The organism is Bradyrhizobium sp. USDA 4461 (genome assembly GCF_054055655.1).
Genome location: NZ_JBSRXM010000001.1, coordinates 3931984 through 3952880 on the forward strand (window position 1 = coordinate 3931984; position 20897 = coordinate 3952880).

Consider the following 20897-nt stretch of genomic DNA (forward strand, 5'->3'; position numbering starts at 1 on the left):
CGCGACTTCCGGCCGTTAGTTCACGTGGACCAAACCTATGTTGATGTCCTGCCCAGTGCCGGCGGTTCCTGCGGTACCTCCCGTTGGAAACGCCTGCGATCCCGGTTGCGCAAAAACCAGTGAGCGCAGGACCCATGAGCACGCAATCGTACTCAGCGCTGACGGCCTGGTGGGCGGAAAGGGAGACCTTACGGCCTCTACTCCAGCTGCATCGTCCCGTTGGCTTTCGCTGCCGTTGACGAGTTGCAGCGGAGTCGCCAGCTCGCAGGGCTGATATTTATTGCGGGCGACCGCAGCGGCGCCGTTTACGTACACGAGGACGTCATTCCAGGTGTAACCGAGTGGATCCTTAACCGGGCCGCGCGTAGCTACCTGGCGTTCATCCTGAAGGCTCAGCAGAACAATGTTATCGTCGGAGTCCTCGGGATTGGCGCAAGTGCCGTTCACCGCGATGCCGAATACCGAATTGGCTATCTGCCAGCGGAAACCGATTTGGCCGCCCAGCGGTCTTCCTGTCCCACCAGGACATCTCATGGCGGGAGGAGACGTACGGACCACATCGCCAGCGTTGACGAACTCCCAGCGTCGACGGCCGCTGCCGCGATCAATATCGATGTCAGAACCGCTTCGCTTGCAAAGCCGCACGGTCAGACCAGCGACAGCTGCGGCCAACAATATGATGACTGTTATACCCAGGAGGCGCCTTTTCATTCTTCTCGACCAGGTTCCGAACTCAAACCTCTTGACGGTGTTCACGGAACGCAGATGCATGCCATGTGTCTGTCTTCTTGATCAATTGATAGGTTTGGTAGGTGACTACAAAGATTGCATCCGTCTCTGGGCTTAAATGGCTCGTCTTCTTCTGTGTGGGTCATATCAGTTTGTCGCGCCGAGCCGCTTTGCCATCGTCGATGGGTTTAGCGCCGCCGGACACATTGACGGGATTTCGCGGCAGGTTGACATGTCGGACGAAGCTGGCTCGGTCGTCGCCGGATATTTTGGCGATGCTCGCGCGAGCTGTGCGCCTCCCAGGAACAAACCATCCGCAACGCGGGCATCCTGAGTTTGCTTCTTCGGGGAGTGAAATGGACACCAGAGCGCTTACGATCGCCCATGCGCGCGTGAAGGCGATACTCGATGAAGCTGCGGGCGAGAGCTCCGCTGATTATGGTGGTGCCGGACGGTTCTGGACCATGGGTGCTCGGGCGCTTGAGGAGGCCGAGATTTTCGGCGTGAAGATGGTCGCGCCGTTAGCGGCGGGCCATGCCTGCTGTGCTCCAGTTCGCACGCGGAGTGCTGCGTCCGGGCTGATCAAGGGATTGCGAGGCGAAGCGCCATTCGACGGTGACCGTTTCCCTCGCTACCGTGGCCGGACGGTATCTCCATCGGATATCGACCACATTGCCGAGTGGATTGACGCCGGCTGTCCGGACGAGACGACCAGCGTTCCGGTCGCGCTTTCGCCCGGCGAGCCAGCACCGCCTGTCAGAGTCCGCACGAGCCAGATCGCAGAGTTTGCAGTGGCTGCCGACGGCTATTCGCCGACCAGCCAAGTCGGTGAGCCGGGACGACGCATGAACATCGATTGCATGGGCGAGGCTCAGCTTGATCGTCTACGCCGCGGCTTTCGTCAACTTTACGCGCTGAACCGCTGGCCGGAAGACCGGCGCAGCTACAACAACCAGGCGTTGATCCATCAAAACCATTGCCAGCACGGCTGGGAGCGCTTCCTGCCCTGGCATCGCGCTTATCTCTATGAGTTCGAGCAGAACCTGCAAGGCTTCGAACCCGGGCTCATGCTGCCGTACTGGGACTTCACGATGCCCGAGTACCGTCCGGAGGAGCCGGACAAGGGTTGCATCATTCCCAAGTCGATGAAGGCGTATCTCACTAAAGAAGCGGCTGTGACTCTGTTAGCGGTGCTTGATCCCGCGCCGACGGCGGATCAGAAGAAGGCAGTCCTCGCGCGCGCACGCGAGCGCACCTACTTCACCTCACAACACCACTTCTTCTGCCACCTGGTCACCACGATCGGCTATGGGGCTGTGACCCACGCTCTCTGGTATCCGCTGCGCTATCCCGCCGAGTATGCCGGCGGCGGCACCATCAACCAAGTGATCCACTATCACTACCCGTCGGCTGTTGACATTACCCAGATCTTGAGCCTCAACAATTTCCGCGACTTCGGCGGCGGCAGTATTTACGACGCTGCTTTCGGCTTCCTCGACCAGAACCCGCATAACACCATGCACATATGGACCGGCGGTCAACGACGCCGCCCAGGTCGGTGGTCGCCACGCTTCCACGCGCGATCGGATCTCTATTCCCAGCCAGGCCTCGGCGACATGTTCAGCAATCTGACGGCGTCCTACGACTCGGTATCCTGGCCGATTCACGTCAACATCGACCGTATCTGGTGGGAGTGGAGCTCTGGCGATTATTATAACGGGCCATATTGGGCTATCGGCGAGCGAAATACCGTCGCTTCCCTCCGACGACAAGTGCGACGAATTGAAGACGGTACAGATCTCGGCGGACACTTTGATGGTCGACATGCGCTACCCGGCCAGCTCCCCCGCTGGCCACACTCCGATCAGGCATTATAGATGCCGCGAACGCTGCTTCCGATTTTTCCCAGCAGCGCAACAAGAGTTGTCGCGTTTTCTCGCACCCTTTAGCCTTGCCCGCTCGTCTCTGACTTTCTGTATGGATTCGATTCGCTAGCGGTCCGATAGTCATCCAGATTCCCGCCCAGAAACAGTACCTCGCGCTCCTCGGTTGGGGTATCGCTCACCCATGCAAGATTGGGCTCATCATTCTCGGTCCCGTCCTCAAGGATCCTGACGATCTCTTCGGCCGTCCAGGTGGTGACCCGTGGCACCGTGTAGGTGTGCAACTCGTTCGCACTTTCCGCAATTGCTTTGGCGCCATACTCGTTATCATCGTCCGGCGACAGGAGCAGTTGTGAGGCCTCCTCGGACAGTGATACAAAAGGCGAAGAATAGGTGTCCCCTCTCATGTGCGCTGCCGCTGCGCGACCCAGATCAAGTTGTTGGCCACCCCAAATATTCCAGGGGGCGGCGTCGTAACGCAAAGCCGCCATGGAAAACAAATGGTCCATCGCGCTTTGACGGTCCAGTACATGTGGCTTGCAATCGCTGGCGTGATTTTGAAAGCGCTGCAGCTCAGCGTACGACGATGCCACCACCTCGTCGTAAACGCGGCCACTATCGATGCCGCCGGCTGATGGCCCAGTTGCTTTCGACCATCGTGCCGATTTTTGCGCAGCGAGTTCGATTTCTCTTCTGAGTTCCGCAACGGTTGCGCAGGTCAGCGTCGCGGCAAGCTGAGCGCGCGTCCTGATAAAGGATGCAGCTGCGCACCGTTCGTCCCCCTGAATAGCCTGCGCTCTCAAATTGCCTTCCGTGTCAGTCCGGGACGATCCGGCCCCGGGTGCATCAGATGTTCGTAGGCTCGGCTGAGGCTCTCCAAGCCGCTGCTCAAAGTCTGCTTGTCCCGTTTCTTCCTGTTGCTGCTCGACGCAATTCGTAGAAGCCGCAGACGGGCTGATATTGTCAAACGGGTTCATTCCATTTTCCCTTTGGTAGCCTTGTCGATATCAATCGGACAAGTTGATCCGATTTGAGCGAGCCGCGAGGGTCGGAAACCGAGACATGCACAAACGGCTATAAATGGAGCGGATCTGGTTCTCGACGGGGCGGTATGTTGAGGGGATCCGGCTCCTTCTGTTCCAGATTTTGAGCCCATCAAGCCCAGCCTTGTCCGGATAGAGATGGTCTCATGCTAGAGGGTTTAGCTGTCGATCAGCTGACGAGTTTCATTGCTTAAAGATCCAGCCCTTGCGACTGTGCCGGCCGCCCATTGTTCATCGCAGCTGACTTTGGCGAGATGGCGCCATCGTCGCTAAATCCGGCAGTGCGAAAGTCTGGCAGACGCAGCCCGGCGGAGGCGCAACGATCCTGAGCTTGAGTTGCGTAAGGAAGGCTGCCGAGGCAGGCTTGCATCGATCGTGAATCGATGCCCCGAAAGTGCCGCTCGAGACGCTGACCCGCGCGGAAGAGAATTTCGGCCATGAGCACACTCCACACTGAGGGCCACGGTAGTTGTGCATAGTAACGTTACTCGCGAAAAGTGCAATGTCTGTCAACCTCTTCTAGCGCTTCTGGCGGCAATACTCGCTTGCTATCCCGCTCGGTCTGGCTCGGCGGCCAGTCAATTTCATGGCGGTCTCATTTGCGAGGTGTAGTAGCCACCGAGGAGCAACAATTTCTCGGCGCAATTACGGTGCGCGGCTGTCCCGATCGTCGTTCGGGAAGCGCTGACCAGCAGTCGCGGCATCCCGCTTTGACTTTGACTGTAATCCCCGCTGATGAAAGAGGAGCGCCAAAGAACAGAAAGAAGATTGAATGGAAACTCCTGACCGATTTTCCGGTGCAATCGCGAAGGGGGCGATCGAGAAACTCGAATGATATTCCCTGCGATGGAAGATCGAGGTCTTCCACAAGATACTCAAATCCGGCTGTAGGGCAGAGGACTCGCAACTGCGGACTGCTCAGCGATTGCGAATCTAATCTCACTGTTCTGCATTGTGAGCTGGCGCATTTTTTGGATGACGATGCTCAATCGTTCACCCCCAAATGTCTCACCGGAATTTGCGCTGACCAAAGCTGAAATCCAATTGCTTGATCGGCTCGTCAAAGACAGATCCAGTCAGCACCCAACGAAAGATATTGTCGCATTATCTCATCAAGATCAGCCAGGCTCGGCGGCTATCTCGTCCGCGCCAACGATGCGCCACTAGGGAATCTGATCATGTGGCGCGGACTATCGCGATTCATCGATATCGCAACGGGAGCGAAACTCTGACTCAAAAATGTGGGTAATCGTAATCTTCTTCGTCAGCTTACCGACAGGTAAGTGCTTCAGAGGTTACAACGTATCGTAGTGGACTGAGTCTACTCAGTCCTGGCTAGGGAGTATGGAATGGATCCTTTTGAGGCAGGACAGATTCTGCGCGGCGATGGGATCTCTTCGAACGAACGAGAGGGGCAGGAAAACGAGGCCGGGGCGCAGTGGGACGGAGTGCTGACAGGCTACGACGCGGCAGATTCAGCTCATGCGGAGGACGACCAAGACCAGACGGTTGAAAATTGGGCTGCCGAGCGGGACGTGGGGCCCACTCAAGGATCGAGAAGAAGCCTTATCCGAGAACCTACTGACGCAGTTGAGCGCTGATCCCGAGTTAGATCTGTCTGGAAATCCGCTGCCGGAGCAGGTGCTGACAAACCTGCATACAGGCTCGATTTTGTGAGCACAAGTGTCCCACCGATACGGCCCGCAACGCGCGGCGAGCATCAGAACAGCGAGGCAGCCATGGTAAAACCGTTCCCGTCGAAGACCCATATCGGCAACCATATGCTGCATCCGGAAACCCTGATGCTGACCTATGGCTATGATCCGCAATTGTCGGAGGGCGCCATCAAGCCGCCGGTGTTCCTGACCTCGACCTTCGTGTTCAAGACCGCCGAAGACGGCCAGGACTTCTTCGATTACGTCGCCGGCCGGCGCGAGCCGCCGGAAGGCATGGGGGCGGGCCTCGTCTATTCGCGCTTCAACCACCCCAACAGCGAGATCGTCGAGGACAGGCTCGCGGTCTACGAGCGCACCGACGGCTGTGCGCTGTTCTCCTCGGGCATGGCGGCGGTCGCGACCACGATCCTCGCCTTCGTCCGGCCCGGCGACGTCATCCTGCACTCCCAGCCGCTCTATGGCGGCACGGAGACCCTGCTGACGAACACGCTGGCGCGCCTGTCGATCAGCGCGGTCGGCTTTGCCGACGGCATCGATGAAACCTCCGTCAGGCAGGCCGCGGAGGAGGCGACGGGGAGGGGGCGGGTTTCGATGATCCTTATCGAGACCCCGGCCAATCCGACCAACGGCCTCGTCGACATCGCGATGATCCGCCGCATCGCCGATTCTATCGGCAAGGCCCAGGGACATACGCCGATCATCGCCTGCGACAACACACTGCTCGGCCCGGTGTTTCAGCGGCCGATCGAGCACGGTGCGGACCTGTCGCTGTATTCGCTGACGAAATATGTCGGCGGCCACTCCGACCTGATTGCGGGCGCCGCACTCGGATCGAAGGCGATCATGAAGGGTATCAAGGCGCTGCGCGGCGCCATCGGTACCCAGCTCGATCCGCATTCGTGCTGGATGATCAACCGCTCATTGGAGACGCTGAGCCTGCGCATGGAAAAGGCCGATGCGAATGCGTGCCTGGTGGCGAGCTATCTGCGCGACCATCCCAAGGTCGCCAGGGTTCACTATCTCGGTCATCACGAGCAGGCCTCGCCCTCGGGGCGGGTGTTCGCGAGACAATGCCTGGGCGCGGGATCGACCTTCTCGTTCGACATCGTCGGCGGCAAGGAGGCGGCGGTGAAATTCCTCAATGCGCTGCAAATCCTCAAGCTGGCGGTGAGCCTCGGCGGCACCGAGTCGCTCGCGAGCCTGCCCGCGACCATGACCCATTCCGGCGTTCCCGCCGATATTCGCCAAAAGATCGGCGTGCTCGATTCCACCATCCGGCTGTCGATCGGGATCGAGAACCCGTCCGATCTGATCGCGGACCTCGCGCAGGCGCTGAACGCGGCTTGAGCGGGAGATCACAGCGGATTGGACGCGCGGCACGCTGATGACGCAGCGTGCGGCCTCATTGTTCTGCGCGCCCGAAAGCTGTCGCACGAGGCACACGTAATAGCATTGCTGGATGCGTTCAGCAGGGAAATCGCCGGCAGGCCGTCAATCTCACTCTATTTCGAGCCATTCGGAGACGGCGCGACCCGTGGGCCAACGAACGAAACCAACTCGCAATTGCCGCCCGATCCCGTGCCCGACCGCGATCACCGCCCTTCGGATCGCCGCAGGCTGCCGCTGTTACGGTTGACGAAGCGCCCGAGTATAACGTTTAACCGTTTCGGGTTTTGGGCTTTTGATGCGTCGCCTTGTTGTACCCGTTACCCTGCGCTTTGATCGGCTACATCTGACGCTTCAGGCGCCATTTGGCTGGACGAATAGCCACCTCTTCGAGTTCTTCGCTGGTGAGGTCCGTTGGGGGATTCCTGGTCCCCACGACGATTACGGCCACCAGCCCTTGGACGCCAGCAAAGCGCGGCTCTGCGATATCGTTCAAGAGACCGGCGCCAAGACGATTCATTATCTCTATGACTTCGGCGACAGCCGGGATCATGTGATCAAGCTCGAAAAGTGGTTCGACAACGCGTCGACGGACGGTGAAAATATGCGCCTCTGGGGGCCCGAACAGTTCGATCCCAACGTCGTCGACCGGAAGACGCTCGAGGCCGCCGTGGTGACGCGATCGATTAGTACCGGCACAACACGCACGATGAGCGACCATGCGGAGCATGGTCGTCGTGCAAACCCGCAATCGTGAGGTTCGCGATGTTCGGAGTTCTTCTTGAAAAGACCATGGATGGTCAGCGTTACATCGACTGGCTGCTTTCGGGTCTTGGTTGGACGTTGGCGCTTGCCTTCTTCGGCTGGTGGATTGCATTGGCAATTGGAGTCGTCGTCGGTATAGGTCGAATCGTGCAGAACCGCACCTGACCGCCGAAAGCCTGCCCCGCATCGCCGAGAAATACCATGAAACTGTTCGGCCAGGTTTTTACGCACGCATTCTGGATCTGGCAAACATCAAAGGCTGCCACGTCAATTCGCTACAGCGCATCTTTATGGAGACCGAGCAGCCGGGGTTGCTCGACCACGACATAAGCATCCTTCAATTGTGCCGGTGTAGTGCCGCTGATTTTGCGTGGGTGGAAGCCGAAACGGGGCGAGGCCCGACGACGCTCGATGAATGGCTCGAAGTTATCGACTTTTATTTCACAACATACGGCGCCAAAGCCGTGGCTGTAAAATCGCAGATTGCCTATTCGCGCGCTCTCGATTTCGCGCCGGTCGCCAAGGCGCATGCCGCAAGATTATTCCCCCACCATGCCGACAGAGCCGGCGCATTGCACGCCCTTGGTCCTGAAGACCTCAAAGCGCTGCAAGACTATCTATTCCGCTATTGCGTCGGCAAGGCTGGCGAGTACGGCTTACCCGTCAAACTGCACACCGGTGTTTTGGCTGGCTACGGCGTGATGCAACTCGCCCGTACTCGCGGCAATGCAGCAGACGTCTGCCGTCTGCTGCAGGAGTTTCCCGAAACCCGATTCGTATTGATGCATATCGGATATCCATACGAGCACGAGTTTATCGCACTGGCCAAACATTTCCCTAACGCCGCGATCGACATGTGCTGGGCATGGATCATTAATCCGGTGGCGGGCGTTCGCTTTCTGAAGGAGTTCTTGATGGCGGTGCCGTCCAACAAGATCTTCACCTTCGGTGGCGACTATGTCGCTGTCGAGCCAATTTATGGCCATACGTGCGTAGCGCGCCGTGGAATCGCACGAGCTCTCTCGCAATTGGTCGCCGAGGGCTGGATCGCGCTTGAGGATACCCGTGACCTGATTGACCGGATCATGCGCGGTAACGCACTGCAGTTCTTTCGGAAGGCGAATCGGGAGGATATGACTCAGCCGTGAACGACGGACAACCGTTCAAAGTGTGTCGACGACCCCCGGAAGGCTTTTGCAGCCATGAAATAGGTTGCAATGACGATCGGTACCGCGACGTGGTACTCGCGGGGAGTGGGCTGACATAAACGGGGCAGATATATACGACATGAAGGGCCGTTTCGCAGCGCCTGCCGACGGCCAACGGCATCCAGAATATCGGTCCAACCGTCTTCGTGGACGACGATGGGGCCGCCTATCTGTATGGGCGAACATTTCGACCCAGCTGCGCGGCGCTCGCCTGGGGAGACAGTAGGCAAACCCGTGCCAGTGAAGGCACTCGCCGACTTCTTCGAGGCGCCGTGGCTCTTCAAGCGCGCGGGCGCCTGGGACACGGTCTATGCGGCGAATAATGCCGGCCGGATTCTCCCTGCACTAACGCCGTCTACCATCCCTGCCAGGCTTGTGCATGCCCCCACGCCGCTCGAGCCCTGGGCGGATCGCGAAGCTGACCACCACGTCACAAAAAATGCAATATCGATCGCGGCGTCTCCTCCCGTCAGTGACGGCCGCAGACGTCGACATTGGGCATGGCGTTCCGATCTGGCATTGTTGACGCAGAATAGCGCGCTATTCATCACGAGGCGCATGCCTCACCCGATGTGCCGGCAAGTGGCGCAGTCCGATGCCGAATTACTCGATTTCGGTTGATGTAAGCGATCGTGGCGCTCGAGGCATGAGCCTTATGTACAGAGCTAGCTGATTCCGTGGACGTGTCGGCGCGGTTGACGAAAAGGGGTGCGAAGACGGCGTTCCTACAGTGTTTGCCTCGGTAACCATGCCGATGGAAGGCGCGGCGACATCCGCCGCCTGCAAGATAATGAACCGAAGGCCTGCAGCATTCTAGAATGCTGCAGGCGGTGGCACGCTTGGTGCAGAAGAGTTTTCAGCTGCCAGGCGTTGCCTCATAGATGCATCGCAAATCTAGAATGTTTCATCGCATTATCGGATGGCTGGCTTCGTGCGCAGGCTACTCGCCGAGTCTAGCTTTGCAACGCGGCAGCAAGCGGTTGATCAACACTATCGCGCCAAATGTCTTGTGTGTCCTCGAAGGCATCAATCATGTCGTTCGGCTTCGAGTCGGCGCCGTCAATTGAAGCCGCTGCAATCAGGTAGCGGCGTGTTCGGTGAGCCTGATCAGAGACCATTTTGATTAAGCGACGCAAAGATAGGCATCGCAATAGAAGAGGATGCCAACCGTGGATAGTAGATTGAAATACTCAACTATTGCGTTTGGATGCTCTCGACCTCTACAGATCCTTTGATCTTAAGCCGTGCTCGATCGGTCTGGAGTCCAAATGTTTCGATCGCGAATGGGAATCCGAAACACCGTCCTGAGAGGGGCCGGCCTCTTGACGAATTCTGGAGAGCCGATGTGAGTGCACTCGTGTGGAATCAACTCATCGTCGGAAAAAGGCTGCACGCACCCCAGCGTCGTTCGGCGACCGTCGTGGTCGAAGCTCTTCTTGACCACGCCCGCTCGGAGAACATCATAGGACGTAGCCAAGGCCCCTTTGGTGACATCGCTCTTACATCAGTCGACAGTTTATTATCTGTTCCTCGAGTCGGCTGTCCGGGGAGCATTCAGAGCGAGCCTGCGCGAAAGGGCGAGGTGGCCGCCGAAATGGTTGGCGGAGATCGGTTTGTACTCAAGGTCTACCAAGCGGCTCAAAGGCCGCCCCGTTCGGTGCTGTGATGTCTTCGGTTCGTTCCATGCTTCATCTTGGCTTAAATCTTCATGGCGCCGGTGGTCATTCTGCCGCGTGGCGCTGGCCGGGCACAAATCCAAGCGCCTTTTTCGATATCGAGCACTATGTCCGGGCTGCGAAGGTTGCGGAGCATGGTCTGCTAGATGCCGTATTCCTCGCCGACACCCCCGCGATAAGTTTCGACATTACGCGCCAGCCGCCGCTCAATGGACTTGAGCCTACGCTGGTCCTCACCGTGATTGCACGCGAAACCGAGCGGGTTGGGCTGATTGCGACGGCGTCGACAACCTACAATGAGCCATACAATCTCGCCCGCCGTTTCCAATCGCTCGATGTCATCAGCGGCGGGCGCGTCGCCTGGAATGCGGTCACGACGTCGAGCCCGGCGACGGTGGCAAACTTTGGCGGTCGAGAAGTCCCGCGAGCGGATCGCTACAGACGCGCCGAGGACTTCGTGGAAACCGTCCGTGCTCTCTGGCTGAGCTGGGGCGGCGAGATGATCATCGCCGATCAGGCTGCGGGAGTTTACGCAGATCAGAGTCAATTCCGGCTCCTCGAACCCGATACGAATAGTTTCGGCATCCGAGGTCCACTTACGCATCCCGCTTCGCCCCAAGGCCACCCAGTCATTGTTCAAGCGGGCGGCTCGGATCCCGGATTACGGCTCGGTGCCCGCAGTGCGGATGTCGTGTTTGCGGCAGCCGGGGATTTGACAACGGCATTGCAGGAGGCGGAGCGCCTGCGCGCGCTCTCTCGGCAGTTCGGCCGCCCTGCAGCTCCGCTCATCCTGCCAGGACTTGTCACGTGCATCGGGGGAACCGAGGAAGAAGCCGCTCGTCGCAAAGATGAACTTGATGGGCTGCTCGATCTGGAGCGCGCCATCGCCGCTCTTGCACGAAGCATGGGGGTGGCGGCTGAGAAGCTCAGCCTTGAAAGGCCGATCCCGGAGGAGATTTTGCCCGATGCAGATAAGGTTCCGTTTTCTGTCGGTCACCATCGCACGATTGAAACTCTGGCCCGCCAAGGCCGGACGGTTCGCGAGATCATTAGCAGCGTTCAAGCTTTTGGCCACCGCATGCTCGTGGGCGCACCCGAGCAGATCGCGGATTCGATCGAGGCATGGTTCCGCGCTGGCGCGGTCGATGGTTTCAACATCATTCCGGACGTGCTGACAGATGGCACTCCGGCCTTCGTCGACAATGTGGTGCCTATCCTGCAGAAGCGCGGCCTGTTTCGCAAAGAATATGAGGGGCAGACCTTGCGCGAGCACTTCGGGATTCCTTTCCAAACCGGCAAGAGCCGCAACTAGCTCACCGCGCTGACGCTTCCTCAACACCAAATACATCGGAGCCTGGATATGCTTTTGTCGAACGCGCGATCAACGAGGCGCTTCCCTGGCCGGTCGAGCCATCCAGGACGGAAACTGGCGGCTATCCTTGTCGCGCTCTCAGGCCTCTCGCAATGGACGCCCAGCGTTCATGCTCAAGAAGGGGCAGCCGTCAGCCTGAAACAAGGAGGCATTATTCGTTACGGGCATTTTCAAGAGCCTGCTTGCTTGTTCGGTGGGTGGGTGCAGCAATGGTATCTGCAACGCCAGTACAGCGATAATCTGGTTGCGCGCGGCGAGGACGGCAGGATCGTGCCATGGCTCGCCGAGTCCTGGACCATCTCCGACGATAAGAAGGTGTACACATTCGAGATAAAGCCGAATGTGAAGTTCACGGACGGGACACCCCTGGATGCGCAGGCCATCGCCGACAATATCAACGGATGGCTCAGCAATGACCCCGATCTTCGCAATCCGACTGCCGCTCCATATCTTGGCGACAGCTTCGGATCGGCGAAGGCAATCGCTCCTCTCAGGTTGCAGGTAACCTTGAAGGTGCCGTTCCAACCCTTGCTCAACGTGCTCGCCCAATCCTCACAAGGTATTCTGTCGCCATCCGCGCTCAAGCGTGGACTTGCAGTGAATTGCGAGAACCCGGTGGGCTCAGGTCCGTTCATCGTCGACAAGTGGCGCCATGGGCGGGAGGTCACCTTCCGCCGCAATCCCGATTACAATTCGCCGCCGGCAACCGCGAAACATCAGGGCCCGGCTTACGTTGACGGGATCAGCTGGAAGTTTCTGCCAGATCAGACTGTCCGATACGGCTCGCTGATCACGGGTGAGACCGATGCCATATACGATATCCCGGCCATCGCCTGGAAAGACGCTCATTCCCGCTTTACAGTGTTGCGGCATATTACCGGCGGCACCCCTCTGCGCCTTGCGTTGTATGCGGCCAGGCCGCCTTTTGACGACGTGCTCGTCCGAAAGGCCTTTGCCTATTCTACTGACCGAGAGGCCGCGGTCGGCACATCCTTCCTTGGCTCTTTGCCATTTGAGGGCAACGGCGCGCTAAGTCAGAGCTCGCCGGAATACCTGCGCGAGCTCGGACAGTCGTATGCCCACGATATTGAGAAAGCCAATCAGTTGCTCGACCAGGCGGGTTGGACCGAACGCGACCGTAACGGCGTCCGTGTCAAGAACGGTCATTCACTGATCGTGCGCGTTTCCTATTCGAACGCTTTTCTGAAGCCGGATGGCGAGCAAGCCTTGCAAGTTATCCAGCAGCAGGCAAGGGCGGCTGGTTTCGACGTGCGTTTTCAACCCACCAATCCGGCTGACTTCTTCGCCGGAAAAAACCTCGGCCCCGATGATTACGAGATCGTGCTGCTCTATTGGGTCGCACCTGGCGCCGAGATATTCCGGATTTCATGGAAGCCGGACCAGAATGGCGAACCCAATCGCTTCAATCCGTCGCGTTTCCAGGATTCGGCGCTTTGGGAGCTGATCCAAAAGGCGGAGCAGAATTTCAATAGCGCTGAACGTACCGACCTCTATCAGCAGGCGGAACGGAAGATCGTGGACGAGGCCCCTGTGATTGGCCTGACAGTGCTTGACGTGACTTTGGCCACCGGTCCCAACCTGAAAGGCGTCTGGCTGGACCATGGGTCGGTGGGTGAACCCGTCTTCTATGACGCTCATTTTGATGAGAAGAAATGACGCCGTGAAGATCGTACTCCGCAACCCGCTTGTCTGGTTCGCGCGCCGCACACTTGCCGGTGCGGCCGTGATCTGGGCTGCGGCAACATTCGCGTTCCTGATACAGTGTTTGCTGCCCGGCGATCGTGCCCAGATCATCATCAACATACGGAGTGGCAACGTCGGGCCAGCGCCTCCGACAGAGCTCGCAGCCATCAATGCGCAGTACGGCTTTGATCAACCACTCGCGGTTCAATACACAAAATACATATGGAACATCCTGCACGGAGATCTTGGTGAATCATACCTGCAGCATCGACCCGTGGCAGGGATCATCACAGAGCAGATTGGTCCCACTATCGTTCTGGCGTTCGCCGCGCTGCTGACGGCATGGGCTATCGCCATATTGACCACCCTGTTGATCGCCGGCAGAGACAACGCATGGTCAAAGCTCCTCGGGGGCGCGCAAGTCTTCTTGGCAACCGTACCGCCATACTGGCTGGCTACAATTCTACTCGTCGTCTTTGCCGTGAATTTGCGGATTTTTCCCGTCGTCGGGGAAAGTTCGCCGATGGGACTCGTTCTGCCAACCCTTGCGCTGGCTCTCGAACTGTCGGGCTTTATCGGACAAGTCGTTCTGAATGAGTTCACGCGCGTGCTCGAGCAGCCCTTCGTTACGTCCGCGCGGGCCCGAGGTATGAGTGATTTCGGCGTCAGGCTTCACCATGTCCTGCGCCATGCCGTATTGCCCGCAATTACCTTATCAGGTTGGGCGCTCGGCAGGCTCCTTTCGGGTGCGATTTTGATCGAGGTCGTTTTCGCCCGTCAAGGGCTGGGCGGAGTTCTTGTCGCCGCGACGTCCTCGCGTGACGTTCCGATTGTCTCGGGAGCTGTTTTGATCTCTGCCGGCCTGTTCGTCCTTGTCAGTGTGATTGTCGATCTTGCCTACCGGATGCTTGATCCGAGGATCAAGCTGACATGAGCATGTTCGCAGAAGTCACCCTGTCTCGAGAACTGCTGGCATTCGTCCGCCATGTTCCCTTCCGGGTTGCTGCCTCGCTTGCGATCATCGTTTTTTTTGGCCTCGCGGCCATCGCGCCAAAGGTGCTGCAGACCCACGATCCGCTCGCAATTGATTTGAGCTCGTCATTGCAGTCTCCTTCGATCACCCATTGGCTGGGCACAGATCAATTGGGCCGGGATGTTTACTCCCGAGTGCTGGAGGGCGCAGGCCAGTCGCTTGCCATCGGACTTGGTGCGACCGCGCTGAGCATGTCCATCGCGCTCATTCTCGGCGTCGCCGCCGCACTTGCTGGTGGTGTATGCGACAGCCTTCTCAGCCGGATTTTCGACTTGCTGTTCGCAATTCCAACGCTCTTGCTCGCCCTTGTGTTCGTGACAATCTTTGGGCCGTCGGTACCGACTGAGGTCATAGCCGTCGGTCTGGGTACGGCGCCAGGCTATGCGCGCATGGTCAGGGGCCAGATGCTTTCTGTCAAAGGGACAGCGTATGTGGAGGCGGCCAAGGCGCTTGGACATCCCTTTCCCCGTATCGTCTGGAGGCATATTCTTCCGAACGCGATGAGCCCGCTGACCGCAATGGTGACGATCGGCGTCGGTCAAGCGATCATCTGGGCCTCCGGCCTGGCCTTTCTGGGTCTTGGCGTTGCTCCCCCGGCCCCTGAATGGGGCGCGCTGCTCAATGCCGGGCGCAACTATGTGATCTACGCCTGGTGGCTGGAAATCATACCCGGCCTGGCCGTGACGAGTTTTGCCCTCAGCCTCACCGTCATCGGGCGCCACCTGCAGGACCGCCTGGAAGGAAAAAGCTGAATGTTGCAGGCTCGTCCCAGACCTGTCTCGGAGCAGGCAGACCTCCTCACGATCGATTCACTGCGTGTTTCATTCGGGCGCGATATCGCCGCCAAAGCGGTCGTGCGCAATGTATCCTTCTCCTTGCAACCGGGCCGGTGCCTTGCGATCGTCGGCGAGTCCGGCTCAGGCAAGAGCGTGACCGCGCGGGCTCTCATAGGCCTCGCTGGTCGCCACGCCAATGTCCATGCACGCCAAATCAGCTTCGACGGGACGGACTTGACCGGCCTCGACGATCGTGGCTGGCGGCGCATCCGCGGCAACGGGATTGGTTTCGTGTTGCAGGATGCGCTCGTCTCGCTTGACCCGCTTCGTCGGATCGGCGACGAGATTGGCGAAGGCTTGCTCCTGCATGGTGCCGTCTCGTCGCGCCAGGAGCTCGCACGGAGGGTGATTGCTCTCCTCAGGCTCGTCGGCGTCCCCGAGCCCGAAATCAAGGCCCGGCAACTGCCGCATCAATTGTCCGGTGGTCAGCGCCAACGGGCTCTCATCGCTGCAGCACTTGCGCTCGATCCACGTCTCCTTATCGCGGACGAGCCGACCACCGCTCTCGACGTGACAGCGCAGGCTCAGGTGTTGGCACTACTCGAGGAAACCAAAACGCGGGGCAAAGCTCTGATCCTGATCAGTCACGATCTGGCAGTGGTCTCCCGCGTGGCGGATGAGGTCCTTGTCATGCGTCAAGGCGAGGTCGTCGAACGCGGTACCGCCGCTCAGATATTCGGAGATCCGCGACACTCCTATACTCGCCAGCTGCTGGACGCCGTGCCATCAGGCCGGCCGCGCGGCTCACGTCTCTCATCGTCGACTATTGGCGGGCGAACGGAGGCACCCGTGGAATCGCCGCCGACATCTCCTCCCGTCGTGCTCGAAGCGACAAACCTGGTGAAGCGCTTCAAGGGGCCGGATGGCACTTTACGGGCGGCTGTCGACGGCGTCTCCTTTGAATTGCGATCCGGCGAGACTTTGGGCATCGTGGGCGAGTCCGGATCAGGAAAGTCCACGATGGCGCGCATGATCCTCGCGCTCGAGGCTCCCGACGAGGGAGCCGTTCAGTTTGAAGGCCGAGCTTGGACCACGCTTTGCGAACGCGAACGGCGGGCTCGCCGGCGGTCGATGTCAGTCATTTACCAGGATCCTCTTAGCTCGTTTGATCCACGCTGGACGGTTGGACGCATTTTATCCGACAGCCTTTGGAGTAACGTTGAGACATCGCGCAAGCGTTACGCGCGCGTTTTCGAGCTGCTCGATCTGGTCGGACTGTCGCGGGCGTTGCTTGACCGACGGCCGCTCGAGCTCTCGGGCGGTCAGCGCCAGCGTGTCGCGATCGCCCGCGCGATCGCGCCAAATCCTGCCGTAATCGTCTGCGACGAGCCGGTTTCGGCGCTCGACGTCTCGATCCAGGCCCAGGTCCTGGACCTGCTCGGCTATCTCAAACGCCACCTCGGCATGAGTTACCTCTTCATCTCGCATGATCTCGGCGTTGTTCGTCATATCAGCGATCGCGTCATCGTCATGCGTCACGGGAGAATTGTCGACTGTGCCGCCACTGATGAGATATTTCTCAATCCACGATCTGAATATACCAGAAGCCTTATCGCCGCCATGCCCCGTCTCGTGCGCGATCCTGAGATAATTCGTTCGTCGACGATTCTCGAAGAAGGCATCGCCTGAATGCTGCCGGTTTCGACTTTTTTGGATCATTAAATAGCTGATCTTCGATCGCGGAAGTTTTTGCCGTTTTGCGCGCTGGTGTGGTCACGATTGCGCGCTCGTTCATCGCCCCGCCAGCACAGTGTGTGGCTCGCGGTGGATCGGCCGGCGCTCGAAGCGGGCCAGTGGAGCTCGTGCACCAGCGAACTCGACGATGAAACGTGCCGAATTCCTTGACTATGTGCCGTAAGCCTTCTGGGCCATCGCCCTCTCGCGAGCGAGCTCAGAACCTGGTTTGTTACGAGATCCTTGCGAACCTGGTGCGATCCCCGACAAGAGACGGCCTTTGTCAGGTTCAAAACACCTGGCGTCGATCTGGCGATGTCGATTTCATCGCATTTATTCAGTCCCTTGTCGCAGCTGATCGGCTGGCACGGTCATTGCTCGGTAATGCCGAGTACGGCGCTACATAAGCGATCACGTTCGGCCGCAAGCCGTGGCTTCATTCTGAGAAAGAAACAAGAACGTGAACTTCGCGCATTCGGTCGACGGACGCATTTTCCGGAAAGAGCTGCATCGAGCCAAATCGCGTCTTTGGGATATCGGCGTAGTCAACGAGCCTGCTTGTCGACGTTGGTCGGGCTCGGCGAGCCATCGCAACAAGCAGTGGTGGAGGGGATGATACATTCTGCCGACGCGCGTACCACCGCGGCCGCGAAGGGCCGCCGCGCAATTACTGCGTCATCGACCCATCCAGCCGCGGTTCGGCGGATGGCGGTGGAGTAATTGCGTGGCTTGCCCGCATTTGCCGAGCGGGAAGAGCTCACGACAAAAAAGACAGCTCGTAATCCGGGCTATACGGAATCGTCGACATGTCGCAAACGATCGGCGCTAACAACGAGTGCAGCGCAACCGAAGAATCAGAGAACTGGGCCGGGCCGAAAAATAGCTTTTCATCCGATGGAGAATTTGTTCGATATTGGAGCCGAGCTGCTGATCGGTCGCGCGCAGTGGTGGCCGTCGGAAGACGAACCGAGGAGGCGATCAGAAGAACGGGGATCGGCCTGCAGCTCTCCTCCGAGAACTTCAGGGGTCTCGACCTCTCCGATTTCCCGTTGCGGCGTTGCACACTCAATCGCGCGCAACTCTACGGAACAACGTTGGATCGGGCAGACCTTTCCGAGGCCAACCTTATATGTCCTGGGCTAGAGAGAGCGAGCTTCCGTGGCGCCAAGCTCGATTGTGCGTATATGCACGCGATTGCGGCACAGGTCTGCAACTTCGATGATGCCAGTCTGCGCAATTTAGTTGATGCCACCGGCAGTCTGTTTCACGGCTGCAGCATGAAAAGAACGCGTTTTGATAACGCGATGCTCAGTGGACTTCTCGCCTATCAATGCGACGCGAGTTCCGCTGTATTCGATGGCGCGGAATTGCAAGGCTCGACCATCAACGAGTGCTTCCTTTCTTCCGCGTCTTTTCGCTTTGCCAAACTGAGCCAGGTCACGATTACGAAGTCATATCTGGCGGCCTGCTCGTTCTTGCAGGCAAAGGGCGACTGTTTATCGATCATGCGTCCCACCTCGGTCGACGGTCTTGTGCTGGAAGGCGCTCATCTTCCGTATCTGAGACTGTCGAAGGTGAGCGGCCAGATCACGGCGCGAGCACTGAGCGCCCCATTCGCTGATCTTCACCTGTCAAATCTTTCAAGGGCGGAGCTTGAACAGGCAGATCTGACCGAGGCGCGGTTGCTGTCCGTAAACTTGTCCGACGCCAATCTCGTCGGTGCCGTGTTGAACGGCGCATCATTTCGTTCCTGCCAACTCGATGGAGCGGACCTGTCCCGGGCATCAGGCGAAAGCATTTCGATAACGGAAAGCACGATGCGGGCCGCCAAGTTTACCGGCTTTCGTGGCCGCTGTGCGTTCATGCGTGACTGCGATCTTGAGAGTGCAGATCTGTCGCAGGCTTACCTCTACCGGTCGATGATTACCGGTGATCCTCCTCAATCGATGGCATTGGCTCACGTCAATCTCGAAGGAGCCAATCTCGTTCAGGCATATCTGGCGGCAGGAATGACCGGCAGCAATCTGGAGGCAGCGCGCGTCGCATACATTCGCATGAATCAATCGTGCTTGCGCGACGCGAATCTAAGTGGGATATCGCCGTTCCAGGCCAGCTTCGTGAAGGTCGACTTTTCGGGCGCAAAGATAACCACGTTCGAGCCGCCGTTTTTTGCAGATCGATGTCCGGGGCTTCATGCTGCTTTGCAGGGTGATCAGCCGTGCGAGCCGACAGACTATCTAGCCGAATTTTCATCGTTGATGAGACGTGGTCGAGAGGGATCAACCTGACACCTTCGGAAAATGGGAATAGGGGGAGGAGATGCAACGTTACAGGCTTGGTCCAGGTTGGGAGGAATGCCCATGCTGCCGTGGACGTGAAACGCTCTTCTGGGGTACGCGTGCTCTGCCGGTGCACACGCCGAGCTACCTGCCGTGATCTGAGCGTCGGAAAGACCTTATTGCATTCAAGAACTGGAGTAAGACAGATGCATCTGGAGTCCATTTCAGCGGGCAGAACCTTTCTTCGCGAAGTCGCGAGAACAGGCCAGACGATCGGCACGGTACACACATTGGGCGCTCTGCACCGCGGCCATGCAGAACTGATCAGAAGGGCTGCAATCGAGAATGACGTAGCAATTGTCACGGTATACCCGAACAAGAGCCAGTTTGAGCCAGGTGTTAGCTACGATTTCAATCTGGACGATGATATCAGGCTTGCACTACGTGCAGGAGCGACTGCTGTAGTTTCGTCTAATGATGCCGAGATGTTCCCGCCAGGCTATCGAACGCTCGTATCGCAAGAGGACTATGATTTGCGTCTGGACGGGCCTCAGGAGCGCTTGAAGGAAGCCGTGACCGGTGCAATCCGCTGGATCTGCTATGCGCGGCCGACCCGCAGCTATTTCGGCCTGAAGGATATCGGTCAGGCGATCTTGGTGAAGCGCGCCGTCGCAGACCTGCTTCTTGATTGCGAGATACGATTTGTGCCCACGGTGAGATACAGGAACGGAGTACCGATTTCGTCGCGGCTACGACGCTTTAGCCGGTCCGAGCTCGACGAGCTTTCACATCTCTTCACGGCGATCGACCATGCGAGGAAGGAGGTCGCCGAGGGAGCCTCGTACGTCAAGGATCTGACAATGTCGGCCGCATCTCTAGTAGCGTTCCGAAAGTTCAAACTCGATTTTATCCGGATCGTTGATGCTGATAGCTTCGAAGATCTGCAGCAAGTCAAGCTCCCCTTCATCATCGTCGGCGCGGCGATGGCTCATGGGCTCAGGGTCTTCGACAGCATCTACGTTCCGGATCAGGATACGCTCCTGAATGGGCCTCCCGACGTCAGGATCGATTTGCCGGAACAGCCGTAGCCAGACTTCTGCATGGCGGGATATACCGGCCGAAGAGCCGGTCCGGGCGCACGAGCGGGCTTGCGGCGGTGCATCCGGGTTACCTTGCGGCGGCAAAGGACTACCGCCGCCTTCGCGGCGAAAGCTCTCATACTCCCGCCTCGGATTGATCTCGGAAAAGTCAATGCGATCCTCGCCGCCGGAAAGGGCAGGGGAGACTGCCTGCGCTTTTGGAATACGCTGCTGGAGCGCCGACCCGCTCGCAACCAGATGCGGCAACTCTGCTTGGCCCATTGCTGTGCAAAGCCAGTATTGTTCGGCGGATGAGCATGCTCGATATGACTGAGCGGGCGGGGATTCCGACAGCCTTGTTTGCCGTGAAGAGGCCGGCCATCACGCCGGCACGCGCCATCGACCGTGTTCGAAGAGGCGGCAATTGACGGCGTTCGCCTCTTCGATGCGGAACATGTGGCCATTCACAAGTGATCGAAAGCCGCCGCGAAGTGATGACCCTTCTTCCCAAATCCGTTCGCATGCCGCGACCTGTTGAGGTCAAGGCGCGGTGG

15 protein-coding genes and 1 pseudogene are annotated in these 20897 nt (G+C 58.7%); 13 read left to right on the plus strand and 3 right to left on the minus strand.

Annotated features, from left to right (window positions below; genetic code table 11):
• Positions 1-15 precede the first annotated feature (15 nt).
• Positions 16-771, minus strand: a complete 756-nt coding sequence (locus tag ACVINW_RS18360) for an outer membrane protein (protein WP_456752601.1) — start codon at positions 769-771, stop codon at positions 16-18.
• Between the two features lie 314 nt (positions 772-1085).
• Here ACVINW_RS18360 and ACVINW_RS18365 point away from each other — a divergent pair, with 314 nt between their 5' ends.
• The gene (locus ACVINW_RS18365) at positions 1086-2606 is read left to right on the plus strand and encodes a tyrosinase family protein (RefSeq protein ID WP_456752602.1); all 1521 of its coding nucleotides are present in this window, start codon (positions 1086-1088) and stop codon (positions 2604-2606) included.
• A 68-nt stretch (positions 2607-2674) separates the two neighbouring features.
• On the opposite strand, the gene ACVINW_RS18370 is transcribed toward ACVINW_RS18365, so the two are convergent.
• A complete protein-coding gene (locus ACVINW_RS18370; RefSeq protein ID WP_456752603.1) occupies positions 2675-3589 on the minus strand; it encodes a hypothetical protein in 915 nt (304 codons plus the stop codon).
• 256 nt (positions 3590-3845) lie between these two features.
• Positions 3846-4094, minus strand: a complete 249-nt coding sequence (locus tag ACVINW_RS18375; RefSeq protein ID WP_456752604.1) for a hypothetical protein — start codon at positions 4092-4094, stop codon at positions 3846-3848.
• Between the two features lie 1300 nt (positions 4095-5394).
• Here ACVINW_RS18375 and ACVINW_RS18380 point away from each other — a divergent pair.
• The 12 genes and pseudogenes from ACVINW_RS18380 (at position 5395) to ACVINW_RS18435 (ending at position 20352) form a co-directional block, all read left to right on the plus strand.
• Positions 5395-6678 (plus strand): cystathionine gamma-synthase family protein, encoded by a 1284-nt coding sequence (locus tag ACVINW_RS18380; protein WP_456752605.1) that lies wholly within the window; start codon positions 5395-5397, stop codon positions 6676-6678.
• A 337-nt stretch (positions 6679-7015) separates the two neighbouring features.
• Positions 7016-7474, plus strand: coding sequence for a plasmid pRiA4b ORF-3 family protein (locus ACVINW_RS18385; RefSeq protein WP_456752606.1), 459 nt, complete (start codon positions 7016-7018; stop codon positions 7472-7474).
• 8 nt (positions 7475-7482) lie between these two features.
• Positions 7483-7641, plus strand: a pseudogene (locus ACVINW_RS18390) (amino acid ABC transporter permease); the annotation flags it as partial.
• A 131-nt stretch (positions 7642-7772) separates the two neighbouring features.
• Positions 7773-8630: an amidohydrolase family protein gene (locus ACVINW_RS18395; RefSeq protein ID WP_456752607.1), complete on the plus strand. Its 858-nt coding sequence runs from the start codon at positions 7773-7775 to the stop codon at positions 8628-8630.
• Between the two features lie 300 nt (positions 8631-8930).
• The gene (locus tag ACVINW_RS18400) at positions 8931-9311 is read left to right on the plus strand and encodes a hypothetical protein (RefSeq protein WP_456752608.1); all 381 of its coding nucleotides are present in this window, start codon (positions 8931-8933) and stop codon (positions 9309-9311) included.
• A 1062-nt stretch (positions 9312-10373) separates the two neighbouring features.
• Positions 10374-11678 (plus strand): NtaA/DmoA family FMN-dependent monooxygenase, encoded by a 1305-nt coding sequence (locus tag ACVINW_RS18405; protein ID WP_456752609.1) that lies wholly within the window; start codon positions 10374-10376, stop codon positions 11676-11678.
• A gap of 48 nt (positions 11679-11726) precedes the next feature.
• The gene (locus ACVINW_RS18410) at positions 11727-13415 is read left to right on the plus strand and encodes an ABC transporter substrate-binding protein (RefSeq protein ID WP_456752610.1); all 1689 of its coding nucleotides are present in this window, start codon (positions 11727-11729) and stop codon (positions 13413-13415) included.
• Complete coding sequence (locus tag ACVINW_RS18415; RefSeq protein WP_456752611.1) at positions 13387-14376, plus strand: ABC transporter permease; 990 nt, start codon at positions 13387-13389, stop codon at positions 14374-14376. Before ACVINW_RS18410 ends, ACVINW_RS18415 begins: the two co-directional genes overlap by 29 nt.
• Positions 14373-15227, plus strand: a complete 855-nt coding sequence (locus ACVINW_RS18420; protein ID WP_456752612.1) for an ABC transporter permease — start codon at positions 14373-14375, stop codon at positions 15225-15227. Before ACVINW_RS18415 ends, ACVINW_RS18420 begins: the two co-directional genes overlap by 4 nt.
• Positions 15228-16940: a dipeptide ABC transporter ATP-binding protein gene (locus tag ACVINW_RS18425; protein WP_456752613.1), complete on the plus strand. Its 1713-nt coding sequence runs from the start codon at positions 15228-15230 to the stop codon at positions 16938-16940.
• Positions 16941-17791: 851 nt separating this feature from the next.
• Positions 17792-19273 (plus strand): pentapeptide repeat-containing protein, encoded by a 1482-nt coding sequence (locus ACVINW_RS18430; RefSeq protein WP_456752614.1) that lies wholly within the window; start codon positions 17792-17794, stop codon positions 19271-19273.
• A gap of 197 nt (positions 19274-19470) precedes the next feature.
• Complete coding sequence (locus tag ACVINW_RS18435; protein WP_456752615.1) at positions 19471-20352, plus strand: pantoate--beta-alanine ligase; 882 nt, start codon at positions 19471-19473, stop codon at positions 20350-20352.
• Positions 20353-20897 lie beyond the last annotated feature (545 nt).